The 18,884-nt window shown below is 45.6% G+C and carries 14 protein-coding genes and 4 pseudogenes; 9 read left to right on the top strand and 9 right to left on the bottom strand.

The features are described from left to right. The 3 genes and pseudogenes from EWV68_RS09295 to EWV68_RS09300 all read right to left on the bottom strand — a co-directional run. Positions 1-163: pseudogene (locus EWV68_RS09295) on the bottom strand (Uma2 family endonuclease); the annotation flags it as partial. A gap of 66 nt (positions 164-229) precedes the next feature. Next, positions 230-310 carry a hypothetical protein gene (locus EWV68_RS21845; protein ID WP_072319699.1) on the bottom strand — a complete coding sequence of 27 codons (81 nt, stop codon included), beginning with the start codon at positions 308-310 and terminating at the stop codon, positions 230-232. 133 nt (positions 311-443) lie between these two features. Further along, a complete protein-coding gene (locus tag EWV68_RS09300) occupies positions 444-1,226 on the bottom strand; it encodes an aldolase/citrate lyase family protein (protein ID WP_061431846.1) in 783 nt (260 codons plus the stop codon). Positions 1,227-1,583: 357 nt separating this feature from the next. On the opposite strand from EWV68_RS09300, the gene aspS reads away from it, so the two are divergent. Next, a complete protein-coding gene (gene aspS / locus EWV68_RS09305; RefSeq protein ID WP_287169570.1) occupies positions 1,584-3,371 on the top strand; it encodes an aspartate--tRNA ligase in 1,788 nt (595 codons plus the stop codon). Positions 3,372-3,437: 66 nt separating this feature from the next. On the opposite strand, the gene EWV68_RS09310 is transcribed toward aspS, so the two are convergent. From EWV68_RS09310 to EWV68_RS09315, 3 genes and pseudogenes are all read right to left on the bottom strand, one after another. Then, positions 3,438-4,856, bottom strand: a complete 1,419-nt coding sequence (locus tag EWV68_RS09310; protein WP_287169571.1) for an SUMF1/EgtB/PvdO family nonheme iron enzyme — start codon at positions 4,854-4,856, stop codon at positions 3,438-3,440. Between the two features lie 374 nt (positions 4,857-5,230). Then, positions 5,231-5,353 (bottom strand): annotated as a pseudogene (locus EWV68_RS21850) (Uma2 family endonuclease); the annotation flags it as partial. Between the two features lie 159 nt (positions 5,354-5,512). Next, the gene (locus EWV68_RS09315) at positions 5,513-6,940 is read right to left on the bottom strand and encodes an SUMF1/EgtB/PvdO family nonheme iron enzyme (RefSeq protein WP_287169572.1); all 1,428 of its coding nucleotides are present in this window, start codon (positions 6,938-6,940) and stop codon (positions 5,513-5,515) included. Positions 6,941-7,267: 327 nt separating this feature from the next. On the opposite strand from EWV68_RS09315, the gene EWV68_RS09320 reads away from it, so the two are divergent. The 7 genes and pseudogenes from EWV68_RS09320 to EWV68_RS09345 all read left to right on the top strand — a co-directional run bounded on the left by EWV68_RS09320 (position 7,268) and on the right by EWV68_RS09345 (position 15,567). Next, positions 7,268-8,728, top strand: coding sequence for an efflux RND transporter periplasmic adaptor subunit (locus tag EWV68_RS09320; protein WP_287169573.1), 1,461 nt, complete (start codon positions 7,268-7,270; stop codon positions 8,726-8,728). A 68-nt stretch (positions 8,729-8,796) separates the two neighbouring features. Then, a pseudogene (locus tag EWV68_RS09325) lies at positions 8,797-9,048 on the top strand (four helix bundle protein); the annotation flags it as partial. Positions 9,049-9,214: 166 nt separating this feature from the next. Next, a pseudogene (locus tag EWV68_RS21855) lies at positions 9,215-9,340 on the top strand (four helix bundle protein); the annotation flags it as partial. A 54-nt stretch (positions 9,341-9,394) separates the two neighbouring features. Next, positions 9,395-12,460, top strand: a complete 3,066-nt coding sequence (locus EWV68_RS09330) for an efflux RND transporter permease subunit (protein WP_287169574.1) — start codon at positions 9,395-9,397, stop codon at positions 12,458-12,460. 152 nt (positions 12,461-12,612) lie between these two features. Continuing rightward, the gene (locus EWV68_RS09335; RefSeq protein ID WP_287169575.1) at positions 12,613-13,605 is read left to right on the top strand and encodes an aldo/keto reductase; all 993 of its coding nucleotides are present in this window, start codon (positions 12,613-12,615) and stop codon (positions 13,603-13,605) included. Positions 13,606-14,079: 474 nt separating this feature from the next. Next, the gene (locus EWV68_RS09340; RefSeq protein WP_287169577.1) at positions 14,080-15,216 is read left to right on the top strand and encodes a chymotrypsin family serine protease; all 1,137 of its coding nucleotides are present in this window, start codon (positions 14,080-14,082) and stop codon (positions 15,214-15,216) included. 123 nt (positions 15,217-15,339) lie between these two features. Continuing rightward, positions 15,340-15,567, top strand: a complete 228-nt coding sequence (locus EWV68_RS09345; RefSeq protein WP_002803885.1) for a hypothetical protein — start codon at positions 15,340-15,342, stop codon at positions 15,565-15,567. A 37-nt stretch (positions 15,568-15,604) separates the two neighbouring features. Here the strand turns inward: EWV68_RS09345 and EWV68_RS09350 are convergent, their stop codons facing one another. Genes EWV68_RS09350 through EWV68_RS09360 form a run of 3 tightly spaced genes read right to left on the bottom strand, consistent with a single transcriptional unit; the run spans position 15,605 to position 17,996 of the window. Then, complete coding sequence (locus tag EWV68_RS09350) at positions 15,605-16,453, bottom strand: ADP-ribosylglycohydrolase family protein (RefSeq protein WP_287169578.1); 849 nt, start codon at positions 16,451-16,453, stop codon at positions 15,605-15,607. A gap of 8 nt (positions 16,454-16,461) precedes the next feature. Beyond that, positions 16,462-17,223 carry a helix-turn-helix domain-containing protein gene (locus tag EWV68_RS09355; protein ID WP_061431837.1) on the bottom strand — a complete coding sequence of 254 codons (762 nt, stop codon included), beginning with the start codon at positions 17,221-17,223 and terminating at the stop codon, positions 16,462-16,464. A gap of 26 nt (positions 17,224-17,249) precedes the next feature. Continuing rightward, positions 17,250-17,996, bottom strand: coding sequence for a pseudouridine synthase (locus EWV68_RS09360; protein ID WP_061431836.1), 747 nt, complete (start codon positions 17,994-17,996; stop codon positions 17,250-17,252). Positions 17,997-18,644: 648 nt separating this feature from the next. Between EWV68_RS09360 and EWV68_RS09365 the strand changes: the two genes are divergently transcribed. Further along, a complete protein-coding gene (locus tag EWV68_RS09365; RefSeq protein ID WP_287169579.1) occupies positions 18,645-18,881 on the top strand; it encodes a hypothetical protein in 237 nt (78 codons plus the stop codon). The last annotated feature ends 3 nt before the right edge of the window (positions 18,882-18,884 follow it).

Genomic DNA, 18,884 nt, shown 5'->3' on the forward strand with positions numbered 1-18,884 from the left:
TAATGGCAGAGGCTAACTCAAATTGTAAGATGCTGTGTTTTCCTTTGGGCATAGGTTTTTGAGTGACAATTCCATGATAATATTCCCTAGCAGGCTTAGTTTCTGGAAGGGCAAGAAATGCTTCGAGGGAAAGGGATTGTTTATCTTCTATTGTGGTAAACATTGATTGATTTCTCCGCTCTTGAGGTGTTTTCCATTATCAAAGGAGTTTATGGTTACAGAAAGGGGTTCATTCCATATATTCCTTTGAGTGGTTTTCTATGAGATACTTGGCATAGTGCCGAAGTTCGTGCTTTAGAGACTCTGGCATTGTCGAAACTGTTGGTAAGATTTATGGATCATCTAAATCCTCAGAAAAAGAAACCGCAAAAGTGGGTTAAATTGCTTCCTAGTTACCATTGTAAAATAATTAAGAGAATTTATTCATAATCAGTCCAATATCTTTAACCAAAAAGTAAATTATGCAAGATTTCTAAACGCTGGTCATCTTCACGAACAATAGCACCATAATAATTTTTTTTATTCTCTAGCCAGAGTAATTCAAACTCGATCGCCTTGGGTAAAGCCAAACTGAAATTATCCAAAGCTTGGGGACAATCAAAGATAACTTTGCGCGTCTCGAAGCGGTCAAAATGTCCTTGGCAGAACATTTTGAAAAACGGTAAAGAATGCAGTGACACCCCACCCCCAATGGCAACAGTCAAACCGGCAGCCTTAGCTTTTTTTGCCAAAGGTAAAGCCAGAGCCAAAACTTGCTCGCTATTCACATCCTGACGGGTTAATCCCAAAGAACAGGCTAAATCCATCCGTCCGATCACGATACCATGGAGAGATTTTATCTCTGGAATCGCCAACATTTCCTGAAAATTCTCACAGGCAGTAATCGTTTCGATATTAACTAATAGCTCCACATCTTCCACCCCTTGGTCAGCTAAAACCCTCCTGGCTGCCCGCAGATATTTTTGTAAAGCGTAGGCTGTTTCTACCATGGGAGCAATCAAGCGATCGACTCCTAAATTAACCGCATCAAAGATATCTCTGATCGCTTCGCAACCGGCGATTTTCAGATTAAAATCTACCCCCGCTTTCAGACTAATTTCTTTCAACCGCATCGCTTCCGTCAGTCGGGTTCCTTCCGTCTCGAATTCCGCTTTTACCCCTGAAACATGGTGATCTTCCCTGAGTTCTCTTAACAGTTGCACCATTTTTTTTTCTAAGGAATTCATGATTTTAATCGTTCAAAATCGGTAACTGCTAGATGAGCCTTGTTGATTATAGCCGATCTGCGAAAAGCCGATAGCTGAGGACTAAGTAGGTAGGTGTTAAAAATTGTCAGATGCCCTCTTATTCAGGAGGGATTAAGGGGGTGCCGATCCCCCCTTATCAAGGGGGGCAGGGGGGATCGAACCCAAAATCTATCTTCAATTTAATTAAAACCAGCTACTTAAGAGACCATTAAAATACCCTAAACAAGGGGACAAGAGCGACAAAATACCGGCATAATGAACAAGGCCGTCTGATTTTTTTCTGGCCACATCCTTTCTATACTACATTCGTAATATAAGTAATTCTCTAGTTAGACTATGCGAACTCACTACTGTGGCGACCTTAGCGCGATCGAAATTGAAAAAAGTGTCACCCTCTTCGGTTGGGTCGATCGCCGTCGCGATCACGGTGGCGTTATTTTTATTGATCTACGGGATCGCAGTGGTATTGTCCAGATCGTCAGTGATCCCCAACGAACTCCCGCTTCCTACCCGATCGCTGAAACCGTCAGAAACGAGTATGTCCTCAAGGTGACGGGAACAGTCAGTCAAAGGCCTACCGAATCCCTTAACCCGCGCATTGCCACTGGAGAAATCGAAATTTACGCCACTAGCATCGAGATTCTCAACGGGGTTACTAAACAACTGCCTTTTGTCGTCTCCAGTTCCGAAAGTGAATCGGTCCGGGAAGATGTGCGCTTGCGATACCGCTATCTAGACCTACGCCGGGAGCGTATGAGTCAGAATTTACAACTACGTCACCAAGTTGTCAAGGAAATGCGCCGTTTTCTCGAAGATGAACAGCATTTTATCGAAGTGGAAACGCCAATTTTAACTCGATCGACTCCCGAAGGGGCGCGGGATTATCTGGTTCCTTCCCGTGTCAACCCCGGCCAATGGTACGCTTTACCCCAATCACCGCAGCTATTTAAGCAATTATTAATGGTGTCGGGAATGGATCGCTACTATCAAATCGCCCGCTGTTTCCGCGATGAAGATCTGCGCGCTGATCGTCAACCGGAATTTACTCAGTTGGATATGGAGATGAGTTTTCTCTCCTTACCTGAGATTTTAGCCCTGAATGAGGCTTTAATCGCTCATATCTTCAAAAAAGTCAAAAATATCGATATAAGCCTGCCCCTGCCCCGTTTAACCTATGCTGAGGCTATGGATCGCTATGGGGTCGATCGCCCTGATACCCGTTTTGGCTTGGAATTGGTCAATGTGGCGGAGATTTTTGCCGATTCGGGATTTAAGGTGTTTTCAGGTGCGATCGCTAGTGGTGGGACGGTGAAAGTTTTACCGATTCCCAACGGTAACGAGGCGATTTCTAACGTCAGAATCAAACCGGGTGGGGATTTATTCAAAGAAGCCACCGATGCGGGTGCGAAGGGAATTGCCTACATCCGCGTGCGCGAAGACTACGATTTTGATACCATCGGTGCGATTAAAGATAACCTGACAGAGGCACAAAAACAGGCTTTAATCGAGAAGACTGGCGCAAAACCGGGCCATCTGCTCTTATTTGGGGCAGGAGATACCGATACAGTCAATAAATCCCTATCCCGCCTACGCTTAGTTTTAGGGGAACAATTGGGATTAATTGATCCTGAGAAAATCAACCTCCTCTGGGTGACGGATTTCCCGATGTTTGAATACAACACCGAGGAAAAACGCCTAGAAGCATTGCATCACCCCTTTACTGCCCCTAATCCCGAAGATTTAGAGGATCTAGCCCACGCTCGCGCCCTAGCCTACGATATGATTTTTAATGGTATTGAAATCGGTGGCGGCAGTTTGCGGATCTATCAACGGGAAGTACAGGAAAAAGTCTTCGCCACCATCGGTCTATCCCCAGAGGAAGCCTATAATAAATTCGGCTTTTTGTTAGAAGCTTTTGAATACGGAACCCCTCCCCACGGTGGCATCGCCTACGGTTTAGATCGCTTGGTGATGTTGTTAGCGGGGGAAGAATCGATTCGCGATGTGATTGCTTTCCCGAAAACCCAGCAAGCTAGTTGTTTACTCACTTCTGCACCTTCAACAGTGGCAGCGAAGCAATTAAAGGAATTATCCGTTGCTTCTACCTACAAACCGCCATCCTAAGATTAGGGTGGGCATTGCCCACCTAATTTTTGCAAGTCTGTTGACACTAAGTTAAATTCTTTTCTGCTACAGAGTCCTCCCCGCACCGCACACCACCCGAAAACCGACGTCGAGGTTGCGTTTGACGCGGCCGAAGTAGTAGCCGTAGCGGTAAGCGGAACGGCAGAGACTCGGATCGAAGTACCAAGAACCGCCCCGCGCAGGAGAACGATTATCATTCCCATTTTCTATCCAAGCACTGCCATTCGTCGGCGCACCGTCATAATTATCGTGCCAAGTATCGGCGCACCATTCCCAGACATTGCCGTGCATATCGTACAGTCCGAAGGCATTGGGGGGAAATTGTCCCACGGGAGTCGTTTGTTGTCGATATTCTCCCTTCGCTTCTTCTGCGTAGGTTTTGCTGGCATTGTAGTTAGCCAATTCCCCCGTAATGGTTTCCCCAAAGTAGAATGGGGTGGTGGTTCCAGCACGACAAGCGTATTCCCATTCCGCTTCACTCGGTAGTCGGTATTCCTGTTTTGTTTCCCTTGATAGTCGTTTACAGAATTCCGTTGCTTGATACCAGTTGACACTTTCTACGGGTAGCTCATCCCCTTTGAAGTTAGAAGGGTTTGTCTCTAGGTCGATGTCTATTTTAGCGGTTGCAGCGATCGCTCTCCACTGGGACTGGGTGATGGGATAACGTCCCATGTAGAAAGAAGAAACGGTTACTCGATGTTGAGGTCTTTCCCATCTAAATTCTTCCCAACCAAATTTTTTTACCAGTCTTTCGATTTCCTCGTCTTCTGTTCCCATCAGGAAAGTTCCCCCCAGGATGGCGACCATTTCTAAGGTGATGCCGTTGCCCAAATCTTCCCTGAAATATTGGGACTGTTTCGACTCTTTTTTGATTTGCTCACCCTTAGCATTTACTCCCACGATCTCAAAGTTAAATACTGATAACGGTGGCGTGACGATTACGGTCTTTTTTGGTTCTTCTGGAACGATTACCGGTTGTTTTGGTTCTTCTGGAACGATTACGGGTTTTTTTGGCTCTTCCGGTTCAGGATTGAACTGATGGGTAATTGCTCTTTCTAGTTGCTCAAATCCGTCTTCTTCCCAATAATCAAGCCAGTGGAGGTCTCGCAGGTTCAAGCCATACTCCTCCTGTCGCAGGTCGGGGATATCGCATTCATCCAATCTCAGCGGAATGAGGTAGATTGAATTCGGCGGTCTGTCAGCATATTGATTGAGGGCCATTTTAAATTCCCGCTGCACGAATCCTTGTTTAGCAATCGAGCGTTGGGAGAGACAAGCGATGAACAGTTGACTATTTGCGATCGCCTTGGGGATGACTGAACGCCAGTTCTGGCCTGGAATCAGGTCTTTTTTATCCAACCAAGGTTTATATCCCGCTTGCTTAAGGCGCTCATGCAGTGCCAAAACTGCTGGTTTGTCCTCACTAGCGTGAGCTAGGAAAATTTGAATCTCTGACTTTTTCATAACTTTTTCTTATGACCACAAGTAGGGGAGAGCCAGATTAACTGGCAGAAAATCTCTAAATAGGGCTTGCTGAAAAAGTACGGGCGAAGCATTCGGATAGAAAATCTCCAGTTTCACCGATAGGTTATTGCCCGAATGCTTCGCCCCTACAGGACGCAGGCCGATGAAGACGCAAGGTTTTGAAGGACGATTCTCTCAAAATCTGGCACCTGTTTCAAGAGAAGAGCCACAAAACCCTTACCTTGCCTACATTTCACATTTATTCAGCCAACCCTAAATAAACCATTTAATTGATTATTACTCATTCTTAATTCTCCTGTCTCGGAGTCTCCTAACGACCGGCTCCACCAACAAACTTTTTCAGCAAACCCTAGTTAATTATTTTTAGCTAGTTGACTAACAACCCATGCTCTTGAATTCTTTTCTGCCCTCACTTCATCCTCTTTAGCAGTGGCTAAAAATTCCTAGAGTTTAGTTTTGGGAACTAGGGGAAAAGTGCAGGGTAAGCGCATCTTAACAATCCTTGACAATTGTTAAGCAAAAATCGACCAAATGGGTCGAGTTCGCCCCTACAAAATCGACCCGCCTAAGGGCGGGAAAGAAAAGAAAAAAGAAAAAATAGGGAATGAGGGTAAAAGGGGAAAAAGGCAAAAGGGTTAGAGAGTTCTCCCGAATACGCAGACTACCCGAAAACCGTAATTGTTGATGCGGTTGACGCGGCGGAAGTAGTAGTCGTAGCGAATCGCGGAACGGCAGTAATTAGGATTGTAGCCCCAGGAACCGCCCCGCAGAGGAGAACGATTATCATTACCATTTTCTATCCAGACACTGCCATCCGTCGGCGCACCGTCATAGTTATCGTGCCAAGTATCGGCGCACCACTCCCGGACATTGCCGTGCATATCGTACAGTCCAAAGGCGTTTGGGGGAAATTGTCCCACGGGAGTTGTTTCGTTTCGATATTCTCCGTTCGGTTCATCGGCGTAGGTATTACTGGCATTGTAGTTAGCCAATTCCCCCGTAATGGTTTCCCCAAAGTAAAACGGGGTGGTGGTTCCAGCACGACAAGCGTACTCCCATTCCGCTTCACTCGGTAGTCGGTATTCCCCTCCCGTTAGTTTAGATAATCTCGCGCAGAACTCGACGGCATCGTACCAGTTGACTTGTTCCACGGGTCTATCCCAGTGCGTGGGCGATCCCCCCCTAGCCCCCCCTTCAAAAGGGGGGGAATCGGAAGCCCCCCTTTTTAAGGGGGGTTTGGGGGGATCTTTAAAATAGGCTGGGTTGAAATCAAGGTCTTGTTTAACTTTTAAATCCGTGCGAGAGGCGATCGCTTTCCACTGGGCCTGGGTGATGGGGTATTTACCCATAAAGAAGGGTGGGACAGTTACTTCATGTTGTGGTCTTTCCCTTCTAAATCCTTCCCAATTAAATTTTTTAACCAGTCTTTCGATTTCCTCATCTTCTGTTCCCATCAGGAAAGTTCCCCCCGGAATGGCGACCATTTCTAAGGTGATGCCTTTGCCCAGATCTTCCCTGAAATATTGGGACTGTTTCGACTCTTTTCTGATTTGCTCACCCTTCGCATTTACTCCCACCACCTCAAAGTTAAATACTGATAACAGTTGTTTTGGCTCTTCCGGTTCAAGCTTGAACTGATAGCCAATTGCTCTTTCTAGTTGCTCAAATCCGTCTTCTTCCCAATAATCAAGCCGGTGAATATCTCGCAGATTCAAGCTAACTTCTGCAAGTCGCAGATCAGGAATTTCGCATTCTTCTAACCTCATGGGAATAAAAAAAATTGTCCCCGGTAGCATCTGTCCCAAGGTATCAAGTGCAATCCTCAACTCCCGTTGGATGTATCCCTGCTTATTAGCCGATTTCCCTGACAGACAGGCGAGAAAAATCTGACTAGCTTTAATCGCTTTCGGAATTTCATCTCGCCAAATTTGACCCGGAATCAGGTCTTTTTTATCCAACCAAGGTTTATATCCCGCTTGCTTAAGGCGGTCATACAGTGCCAAAACTGCTGGTTTGTCCTCACTGGCATGGGCCAAGAAAATTTGGATCTCTGACTTTTTCATAACTTTTTCTTATGACCACAAGTAGGGGAGAGCCAGATTAACTGGCATAAAATCTCTAAATAAACCATTTAATTGATTATTACTCATTCTTAATTCTCCTGCCTACTGTCTCCTGACTACTGCCTACTGACTACTGTCTCCTGTCTCGGAGTCTCCTGTCTCGGAGTCTCCTGACTACTGCCTACTGAATCCTCACCAACCACGACGATTTCGGATTTTCACAGCAAGTCCACTTTCTCACTTTCCCCACCCGTGACCTTTTTCCGTTAGATTATAAATGGATACAAAACTTAACATTTTATCCAGAATCTACCGAGAGGGCAGACCGTGCGGCCAGATACCCTAGAAAATAACCAGCATTCAGCCGATAATTCGCTAGTTCCCGAAGTTATCGCATTTAAACCCGAAATTGAGCCAGAGGAACCCGAATACTCGCCAAAACCGACAAAAACCAACTCTTGGCTATCGGGAGGAAGGGGTTTATTTATCGGTGTGGGATTGGGGGTTTTATTGACCCTAGGGGCGACTCGTTTCGCTAATCGACCCCAAACAGCCCAAAACCCCAATACTCAGCCCGTAGCGGCAAAAAATGAAGCACCAGCACAAACAGTAACCACCACTAGGGTAGAATTTACTCCCGTGGCCCGCACCCTGAAAGCGACTGGAAGCGTGGCAGCCGATGAATTAATCCCGATTCTTTCCCAAGCGACGGGACTACAAATCAAAGAAATCTTTGTGGATGAAGGGGATAGGGTCAGCCAAGGTCAAATTTTGGCTCGTCTCGATGATACCGTCCTACAAGCGCAATTAACCCAAGCACAGGCTAATGTCGCCCAATCCCGAGCGCGTTTGGCAGAATTGCAAGCGGGTAGCCGTAAAGAGGAGATCGCTGGAGCTAAACAAACTATTCAACGCATAAAAGCCGAAATTAGTCAAGCTCGATCGGATTGGGATTTGGCCAAAAAACGCGTCCAGAGAAACCAAAGTTTAGAAGCGGAAGGAGCGATCGCCAGGGATCGTCTCGATGAAGTCCTCAATGAAGAAAGAAAGCAAGCGGCGATCGTACAACAGACCCAATCTCGTTTAGGAGAAGCAGAGCAGCAACTGGCACAATTGCAAGCTGGCAATCGTCCCGAGGTGATCGCCCAAGCTACAGCCCAATTAGCGGAAGCTCAAAGCCGTTTAGCCATTGTTAAAGCCCAATTAAACGAGACGCGCCTGATTTCCCCGGTCAGTGGCAAAATTGCCGAAAGAAATGGCCGCATCGGGGATACCACCAACGGTCAAAATGCTCTCTTTAAAATCATCGAAAATGGGCGTTTAGAGCTAAGATTACGGGTTCCTGAGAATCAATTGCCCTTAATCCGCGTCGGAGCGCCCGTTACTATCACTTCCGATGCTAATACCAGTTTAAAATTATCGGGACAGGTGCGCGAAATTAATCCCATCGTCGATGAGGCATCCCGTCAAGCAACGGTTAAAGTCGATTTAACCGACAATACAGGGTTAAAACCGGGGATGTTTTTACGAGGTGCGATCGTGACGAATACTAGCAACAGTTTAACCGTCCCCATGACCGCGGTTTTACCCCAAAAAGATAATCAAGCTCTAGTTTATTTAGTTGAACCTGATAACACCGTTACCGCCAAAACTGTGCAATTAGGTCAAATTATGCCGAATAATCGCGTGGAAATTCTCACCGGTTTACAAGCGGGCGATCGCATTGTGGCCAAAGGGGCAGCCTATCTCGGTGATGGCGACAAAATTACAGCAATCAGCGATCAGTAATCAGTAATCAGTGATCAGTAAACAGTAATCAGTAATCAGTAATCAGTGATCGGTAGCGGGGCAAACGGATGGAGAGTAAAGTTTATGATAAAGCTTATAAATTTGCCATTAGGATTGTTCAAGGCTATAAATATTTGTGTGAGACTAAACAAGAATATGTTTTGTCAAAACAGCTATTAAGGAGTGGCACTTCAATCGGGGCTAACATTGCCGAGGCTAATGGAGCTATTTCTCAAGCTGATTTTCGAGCTAAAATGTCAATAGCTTATAAGGAATGTCTAGAAACAAAGTATTGGCTGTCTCTATTGAAAGACACGAATTACATAGGGTCTGCTGAAAAAGTTTTTCGTAGGGACAGGGTGTGGGGTGTGGGGTGTGGGGTGTAGGTTTTTACCGATTCTCATCTGGTCAATTACCTAATTTTCAGAGAAAAAGTACCTGAATTTTACCCCGATCGCTTCCAGAACTGGTACTTTCAGCAAGCTCTACATAGAGGAAAGAGCCTTTCAAAGTATCAATGATGATGCGGAGGAAATTGGTAAAATGCTTTGGGCTATTCTAAAAACCTGCCAAGAAAATACCAAAAACCAAAAACCAAAAACCAAAAACTGATAACTGATAACTTACCCACTGATAACTGATAACTGATAACTGATAACTGAAATTATGGCTTTTAATATTTCTAATTGGTCTATCAAAAATCCCATTCCGACGATCCTGATCTCCCTGGTTATGGCCTTAATGGGATACATTGCCTTTCTAGGATTAGGGATCGATCGCTCTCCTAATATTGACATTCCGGCCGTGATTATCACCGTTAATCAACCCGGCGCAGGTCCAGAGGAATTGGAAACCCAAGTCACCAAAAAAGTCGAGGATGCGGTGGCTGCTTTGGGTAATATCGATCAAATTACTTCTACCATCAACGAAGGCAGCAGCACCACCACCGTTAACTTTATCCTTGGCACTAACAGCGATCGCGCTACCAATGATGTGCGTAATGCCATAGCGCAAATTAGGCAGGATTTACCCCAAGATACTAACGATCCAATTGTCCAACGTTTAGAATTTGCCGGGGGTGCGGTGATGAACTATACCATCTCCTCCCCGAAAAGATCGATCGCCGAATTAAGTGATCTAGTTGATCGTCAAATTGGCCGCGCTTTAACGGGAGTGCCGGGGGTAGCACGAGTTGATCGCGTTGGGGGAGTCGATCGAGAAGTGCGTGTAGATTTAGATCCCGGTCGTCTGATCGCCTACGGTATCACGGCCACGGCGGTTAATGACCAAATTCGTAGTTTTAATATTAATTTACCCGGAGGGCGCTCGGAAATCGGTGGCAGTGAACAAACTGTCCGCACCCTCGGCAGCGCTGAAACGATCGAAGATTTAAGAAATTATCAAATCTCTTTACCTAACGGTGATACCGTCCCCTTAAGCAATTTAGGGACAGTTAGCGATAGTTCCAGCGATCCCCGACAAATGGCCCTCTTAGATGGGCAGCCAGTGGTGGGTTTTTCGATTTTACGGGGGACTGGCAGCACCTTGGTCACGGTAGAAACAGCAGTACGTCAAGAAATCGAGAATTTAAAGAAAAAACTGCCCGAAGACATTAAATTTCAATTAATTTTTACCCGTGCTGACTCAATTCGTGCTAGTTACGAAAGCCTTCTGAGCGATCTGATCATCGGTTGCATCATGACGGTGATCACGGTGGGTCTATTTTTAGGCAATTGGCGCGCCACGATTATCACGGGTTTGGCCCTGCCTTTGTCGATTTTCCCGACTTTTTGGGTGATGCAGTCCCTAAATTATACCCTTAACGGTATGACTCTACTGGCGTTAGCTTTAGCTTTGGGTAATCTGGTGGATGATGCGGTGTGTATGGTGGAGGACATCGATCAACATTTAGCTATGGGTAAAAAACCCCTGCAAGCGGCCTTTGATGCCTCAAAAGAGATTGGATTAGCCGTTTTAGCCAGTGCAGCGGCAATTATGGCGGTATTCCTGCCGGTTGCTTTTATGGGCGGTGTGCCGGGGCAATTCTTTCAACCTTTCGGCGTTACGGTGGCGGTTTCTACCCTATTTTCCAGTTTGATCGCTGTCACCGTCACTCCCATGTTAAGTGCCTATATTTTACAGCCGAAAAAGCTCAAAACTGGTGATGATAATCCCTCCTCGCGCCCCCGTTTTCGTCCCTACAAAAGTTTGTTAACTTGGTCCCTACGTCATCGAATCCTGACTTTATTGGCGGCTTTGGCCTTTTTTATCGGTAGTTTACAGTTAGTTCCCTTGATTCCGAAAGGATTATTTAGTTCCGGGGATACCGGATTAAGTACAATAAGCCTAGAATTGCCTCCCGGTGCGACTTTGAATGATACTGTTGCCGTGGCTAATCAGGTGAATAGTTTACTGCAAAAAAATACCGCCGTCGCTAATGTTTTGGCTATTCCGGGAGATTCGGGACGGGTAAATACGGGGTTAATATATGTTAATTTAGTTCCTAAGGAACAGCGATCGCTAACTCAACGGCAATTTGAGGAACAAACCCGCCTGGATTTCCAGAAGATACCTGGTGCTAGAGTTAGTTTTCGGGCGCAGGGGGGAGCAGGAAGCACTAAGGATGTCGCTATTGTCTTAAAAAGTGAAAATGGCGATATTTTAACCCAAACTGCCCAAAAATTAGAGCGAGAAATGCGGGCTTTACCCGGTTTTGTCGAGGTCAGTTCCGGGGTAAGTTTAGTTAAACCGGAACTGATTATTCAACCGGATCCTGTCCGGGCTGCTGATCAGGGAGTCTCGGTCAGAGCGATCGCCCGTACTGCATCTTTAGCTTTAATCGGCGATAATGAGTTTAATTTAGCTAAATTTAACCTGGCTGACCGACAAATTCCCATCCGGGTAAAAATTGCCAATGATGGACGCAGTGAGATAGAAACTCTGCAAAATTTGCGCGTTCCTAGCAGTAATGGGACGTTAGTACCGCTTAACTCGGTGGCGACAATTAGCTTAGGTAGTGGACCTGCGGAAATTCAACGCTTTAACCGTCAACGTCAGGTTAATATTGGAGCTAATTTAGAGGGAGTTTCTTTGGGAAGTGCGGTGACACAAATTCGCGCTTTACCAACTATGAAAAACTTACCCCCAGAGGTGACAGAAGAACCCTTTGGTGATGCTCGCATTATGCGCGATATCTTTGCTCGTTTTTTGGGGGCGTTAAGTTTAGCAATTATTTCTATCTATGGGATTCTGGTCTTGTTGTATAACAATTTTCTCTATCCCCTAGCGATTTTAACTTCCCTTCCTTTATCGATTGGTGGTACTTTAATCGCTCTTTTAATTACCCAAAAAGAGTTAGGTTTATACGCTTTAATTGGTATAGTTTTACTGATGGGATTAGTCACTAAAAATGCGATTCTGTTAGTCGATTTTGCCCTGAGTGGCATTGAGGCAGGGAAACCGCAGTTTCAGGCGATGATTGATTCGGGAGTCTCTCGTTTACGACCAATTATTATGACCTCCGTTTCCACAATTGCCGGGATGTTACCGATTGCTTTAGCTTTGGGTGCAGATGGGGAAATTCGCGCACCGATGGCGATTGCCGTTATTGGTGGTTTTACCACTTCCACCCTGTTAACTTTGGTGGTTGTGCCGGTAATCTTTACTTATATCGATAGTTTTTACTATTGGTTGCGGGGATTATTTGTTAAACAAAAACCCAAGTCGATTTAGTAGTAAGGCACAGAAAACGGGTTTCTCGGAGAAACCCGTTTTCTACTCATGCACTCATGCAAAAAGGGGAATAAATAATCAGTCTTTAATAACCAGATTTAGTATAAAATATCTCTCTGAAAGCTTGAGAAAAAACCCAGAGAAACTAACCCATGAATCCCTTGACAGTCACAGATCAAACTCTATCCCTTCCCCCCATGGGCTGCGGTACTTGGGCCTGGGGAAATCGTCTTCTCTGGGGTTACGATGAGAGTATGGATAGCCAGTTACAAGCGGTTTTTAATCTCTGCGTCGAGCGGGGTGTCACCCTATTTGATACGGGAGACTCCTACGGGACAGGCAAACTCAACGGACAGAGTGAGAAGCTATTAGGACGCTTTACAGGGGAATATAGCGGTTATAACGCTGATCATATTCGTATTGCTACCAAACTCGCCCCTTATCCTTGGCGTTTAACCCGTCATGCCATGGTGAAAGCTTGTCAAGCTTCGGCAACCAGACTAGGCCGCCCAGTGGATTTAGTGCAAATGCACTGGTCAACGGGCAATTATGCGCCATGGCAGGAGGGGGGATTATTAGACGGATTGGGGGATTGTCTGGAAAAGGGGTTAGTTAAAGGAGTCGGTTTATCCAATTTTGGACCGAAAAGATTGAAGTCTGCCTATCAAAAGTTTGCCAGTCGCGGCATTCCTATTACCAGTTTACAGGTACAGTATTCTCTCCTTTCTACCTATCCTCTCACTGACTTAGGATTAAAGGAACTATGTGATCAATTGGGCATTAAAATTATTGCCTATAGTCCCTTAGCTTTGGGGTTATTAACGGGGAAATATCGAGATAATAAAAACTTACCCCCAGGATTACGTCGCTTCCTTTTTGGTCAATTAATTCCCGCTATTTCTCCTCTGATAAGTTGCCTAGAAGTTATCGCCCAAGCTAAAAATAAAACTATTAGCCAAGTTGCTTTAAATTGGTGTATCTGTAAGGGAACAATTCCTATCCCAGGAGCCAAAAATGTTCAGCAAGCTGAGGATAATTTAGGGGCTTTAGGATGGAGTTTAGACAGCGGGGAAATAGCAGAATTAGATAAAATTGCCGCGGGTTTGGATAAAAAAATGGTACAAAATATCTTTCAAACTAAGTAGGGTATGCTGAAAAAGTTTGTTGGTGGGGTGTAGGGTGTGGAACGAACCACAAAGACACAAAGGACACAAAGATCGATCGCTTATAAGTTAAACTGATCAGACAAAGAATAAGAGGGACAATTTCCCCCCGATAAGTCCAAAGACCAGTACTTTTTGATTTCAAAAAAGCCTAAAGATATTATCCAACAAGGTTTTTAGATTTATTCAGCCAACCCTATATAACCATTAAGATAACTGCTATAATTGAGTTCGCTCGAACAAAAAGAGATAATAAAGATCTAAAAAGTTTTACAAATAAATATTTCAAAATCTTGGTTACAGGGGTCAATTTATAGGAGGTATAGATAGCATATAGCTAAGGTTTGTTCCAGTTAAGAGAAATAAATTGTTGAGGGGTCGATTGGTTATGTTCGGTTCTCTTACTTTGGGAATAATAACCCCAGTAAAAAACTTGTGAACAAGGTAGTTTTAACAATGACTCAACCTTATGAAATGCCCGATGAGCGGGAGGGTTCTAGTATGGAATCGTCAACGAATAAAGATGTGATCGAATTTGATCCCAATGCGCCTTTGGGAAGCGAAAATCAAGCCTTAGAAGTAATAGAAGCCTCCGAGTCTATCGATACGATCGGTATCACTCAAGATTGGTTTTCAGCCCAAGAAGAATTAGAACAGCGCCTCGGTGGCAGTGAAACCTTTACCGCCTCCCTATCCGAGTCGATTGCGAACTATGACACCGGAGGGGAACGCATTCTCGGCACTGGCATCGGTTTTCGTAGCGTCGGTGGACTGCTTACCCCCGATGTGACTCTGAAAGTTTACGTCAGCGAAAAAGTGGCCGGGACAATTGCCGCTAGTGCTTTTGCCGCCGTACCCACCTCGATCGGGGGTATGCCTGTAGAAATCGAAGAAGTGGGCGAGATCGTCACCCAGTTATATAATCGTCGTTATGCGCGCCCAGTTCGTTGTGGTGTCTCCATCGGTCATCCGCAAGTAACCGCGGGGACTCTTGGCTGTCTGGTAGTGCTACGCAATAATAAGCTGTGCCTGTTGAGTAATAACCACGTCATCGCCAATTCCAACAACGCCCGTATCGGCGATCCGATTATCCAGCCCGGACGGGTTGATGGTGGGGTTGTCCCCGGCGATCGAATCGCCCTCCTGGAAAATTTTGTCCGGGTCAACTGTCCGGGTCCTAACTTGGTAGATGCGGCCGTTGCTTGGACAGCTTTTAGTTTTGTCGATCCGCGTCATGTCAACTACACCCTCAATCCTACACCGATCGCCGCCCGCCTAGGTATGACGGTGAAGAAAAATGGTCGGACAACCCAAGCAACTATCGGCACGATTACCGATATTAACGTCAACATCTCCGTCGGCGGCTACTCCTGCGGTGCCGCCCAATTCCGCAATCAGATCGGCATCCGTGGCATCGGCGGCAATCCTTTTAGTCGCGGTGGGGACTCTGGTTCACTGATCGTGACGGCAAACAGCAATCAACCCGTCGCCCTCCTCTTTGCAGGACGAACAGACAACAGTATCACCTTTGCTAACCCGATCGGAGCCGTGATCTCGCAACTTTCCATTCAGAGATTTGTCAACAGTCGCTAATTCCCCCTCAAGTTTTCCTCTGGCCAATCTCCACACCTGATCGCCGAATCCTAGAGGCGATCGGGTGTTGTTTCAGCTAAAATTTATTTGTCGCCGACCATCGATTTAATAGGGGTAACACCAATGAAAAATTATACTCAGGAACAGTTGTTGGCTTTGCGTGACAGCCAAGAAGCTTGGTTGATGGCTCAACCCGGTGTAACTGGCACCGGAATCGGTCTAGATGCCAGAGGGCAGCTGGTGTTACGCATCTTCACCAAAGGTATTTCTGCCAGCACACGCCAGTCTATTGCCGGGCAACTCCCCCATGTTCCCCTCGACTGGGAAGAAGGAGATGTTATCGCTTATTAAAGCCAGCAAGCGCCTGTGAGCCAAATAACAGCGATCTTCAGCTGTCTTGAGAGACCAATTTTAAGCTAGGACGGGGTTGGATTGTTCCCCCGTAAGCGACGGCAGTATGAGGAGATAGGACAAGATGAGGAGATATACCCAGGGAGATTCGATAAATTTCCCCAGCTTTATCCATTAATTGCTGTTTAACTGGCTCTTTCGGCAAATTTTGCCGCCAAGCTAGGGGAATCCCCTCGATACCGTTGTACAATCCCGCCCAAATTCCCGCTAAAGTGGTGGTTAATTGCCGTTGATAGGGACTAGAATTAGCACGACGCACGCTCACGGCGAAATCCTCGCTCGTTTGCAGAAAGGTATAGAGAGAAAATGCGATCGCAATTCCTAAAGGTGAGCTATCTTTCGCCCAAGCCGATAAAATGGACTCTAAGGGATGATTCTGCCCTAAAGCTGACTGAATCTGCTCTAATAGCTTATTATTGGGGTTAATAGTTAGTAATTGCCCCATTAACTGATTTAAAGGCCTTTTTCCCTGTAATAACAGACCTACAGCCTCTCCCCAAATTATCGCTTCTTGTCGGGTTAACTCGGAAATTAAGCCCTTTTTTAGCCAAAAATTTAATCTAGCTTGCCAACGTTCCCCATGGTCAGGCCAGGTTAAAATCTCCGGCAGTAGTATAAATAATAACGCCGATTCCGACCGCTCCTTAGATGCGATCGCAAGGGGCAAATCTTCCTGAGATTGCAGAGCTTGCAAAAGCAGGGTCGTCCTTGGCGTAGCCTCATAGTTAAAGGCTGGTATTAGGGGCTGATTATGCAAGGATTCCCCGATATATGCCCCGATTAACCCTCCCTGAAGGCGATCGAGGGGTGAAAAAACCTTTTGCATAAATTAGCTCAATTTGCCCGGTAGGTGACTTCCTCGACTTTGCCCGGTTGCCCCAGTTGTTTAGCATGGGCATTATTAACGGCAACGTAAACCCCGCCGGCATTACCCGCCCTCACGGTTAATTCCCGGTTTGCTTGCCAAGTGCGATGGCTTCCCTGGGGCAGCACACCCTCAAATTCTGTCTTGCCATCCACCACCACCCGCAGCCAGCAGTCATCCTCCAGTTTTACCCCCACCACCAGCTGCTGATTATTGCTGGTTTTGTTGGCTACCGGTTGAAGGGGATTGCTTTTCGGTTGGACAATTTGCTGTTGTGGCAAGGAAGGCGGCGGTAAGCGATTCGATTGCAGTACCGATTTTTGCAGGACGTGGGATAGGGTTTGTACGGAACCAATAACTAAGATTAAATAGAGAAAATAGAGATGAATCGGGCGAATTTGAAGACTCGGCAGCGATAAAGACGGTTTTGTTCCCCTAAAAAAGTTATTGACCTTGGTGGGAAAACGCCGGCTAATCGTCTCACCATCCAGGGACAGACTATCGGCAAATTGTTTGATTAACCAACGAATATAAATCGGTTCGGGCAACGCCTCCAAATCCCCCGCTTCCAGTGCTTCTAGGCGATGGCGCGGGATTAAGGTTTTCTGGGCAATTTCCTCGAGAGAAAGGGACTGTTCTAGGCGATTTTTTTGCAAATAAACGCCGATTTCCAGTAATTTGGTTCGCTGTTTATGCTGGGGATCAAGTTGTGATTGGAGAAGGCGAAACATATCGCTATTAGGGGCTGACTTTCAGCTTAGTTAATCTGGCTTTTTAAATATTTCAGTTCATCAAGGGTTAAAAAACGGTAATCACCCAAGGGTAAGGGGGAATTATTACCGGAGTTTAGTTGAATACGACCGATGGCACTGCGATGAAGTTTCAGGACGTGATAACCTAATTCTTCGGCTACAGAGCGAATCTGCCGATTTCTTCCTTCCACTAAAATAACTTCTAGTAGGGTTTTTTGGTCGGTTTGCTTGAGTATCTCAACCTGTGCGGGTAAGGTTTTTTTTCCCTCTAAGAGGATACCTTCTCGCCAACGCTGGAGAGCAAGTCTATCAATCGCACCATCTAGCCAAACCCGATAGGTTTTGGGCAAATGATAACGGGGATGGGTGAGGGTGAGGGTGAGTTGACCGTCGTTGGTGAGGAGTAAAGCCCCAGTGGTGTTGATGTCCAACCTTCCTACGGGATGTAACCCCGTCTCGCTGGCGAGGGAGTCGGGCAAAAGGTCAATTACCGTCGGCCGGTTTTGTGGATCCTTACAGGTAGAAACCACACCAATGGGTTTGTTGACCAGTATATACAATCTTTTGGGACGATTGGCCGGTTCAATTTTTTTTCCGTCTATCTCTAGGTGATCTTTTTCGGGGTCGGCTTTTTCTCCTAACTGCACGATTTTGCCATTCCGTCTCACCCGGCCGGCTACGATCATCTCCTCCGCCCTTCTTCGGGAGGCAATTCCCCACTGGGCAAGGATTTTCTGGACTCTCTCCGCCATTTTTTCTTAGTTTTTAACCCTTTCTCTCTCCTATTATAGGCATCCTAAAAGGGTTTTTTCGCCCAAAAAGTGAAGAAAAACCGAATATCTCCGGCTGCCTCTTTGATTTTTTTCTTTGAAAACTTCTCAAAAAAAAGAGGAGTGACCCCTTGACCTGGGCGGCGGCTTCGGTTATACTTTTCTTATAATGGGAATCCGTGCATTTTTCATCAGACTCCACCACTCCATTGTATATAAAGTCTTATAAAAATATTATTGCAAAAAGCCCTGAAAAAAGCAAGCAAAATTTTGCCTCTTTGATTTTTTTCTTTGAAAACTTCTCAAAAAAAAGAGGAGTAATCCCTTGACTTGGGCGGCGGCTTCGGTTATACTTTTCTTATAATGGGAATCTGTGCGTTTTTTACTAGACTCCACCACTCCATTATATATAAAGTCTTATAAAAATATTATGGCAAAAAGCCGTGAAAAAAGCAAGCAAAATTTTGCCGACAATTGTTAAAAAAGTCGGGTTAATTTTCCTGACGGGGGGATATGACTTTAAACGGGTTATTTCTCGGTTATCCAAGCGGTAAACTTTGATTGATGATGAATTGGGGACGTAAGTGACGGAGTTTGCCTCTCTTTGTTATAATTCAAAGACTTCAACTCGTGGAATCTCTAGTTAAGACAATTAAATCCTTGTCCCTAGAAGAACAAGAATTGTTAGGAAAAAAACTCAAAGATCACCCCTCTTGGGAAATTGCATTAGAACGAATTGACGCAACTCGAAAAGCCATTTATGAACGTCGTCAGGGAAAACCATTTAAAACCGATGTTACTGAAATTATTCATCAAATGAGAGAAGAAAGAGATCGGCAATTGATGGAAGAAATTGTGAGTGAATAGAGA

It is taken from the genome of Microcystis sp. M_QC_C_20170808_M9Col, from assembly GCF_007095495.1.
Lineage (GTDB): Bacteria > Cyanobacteriota > Cyanobacteriia > Cyanobacteriales > Microcystaceae > Microcystis > Microcystis aeruginosa.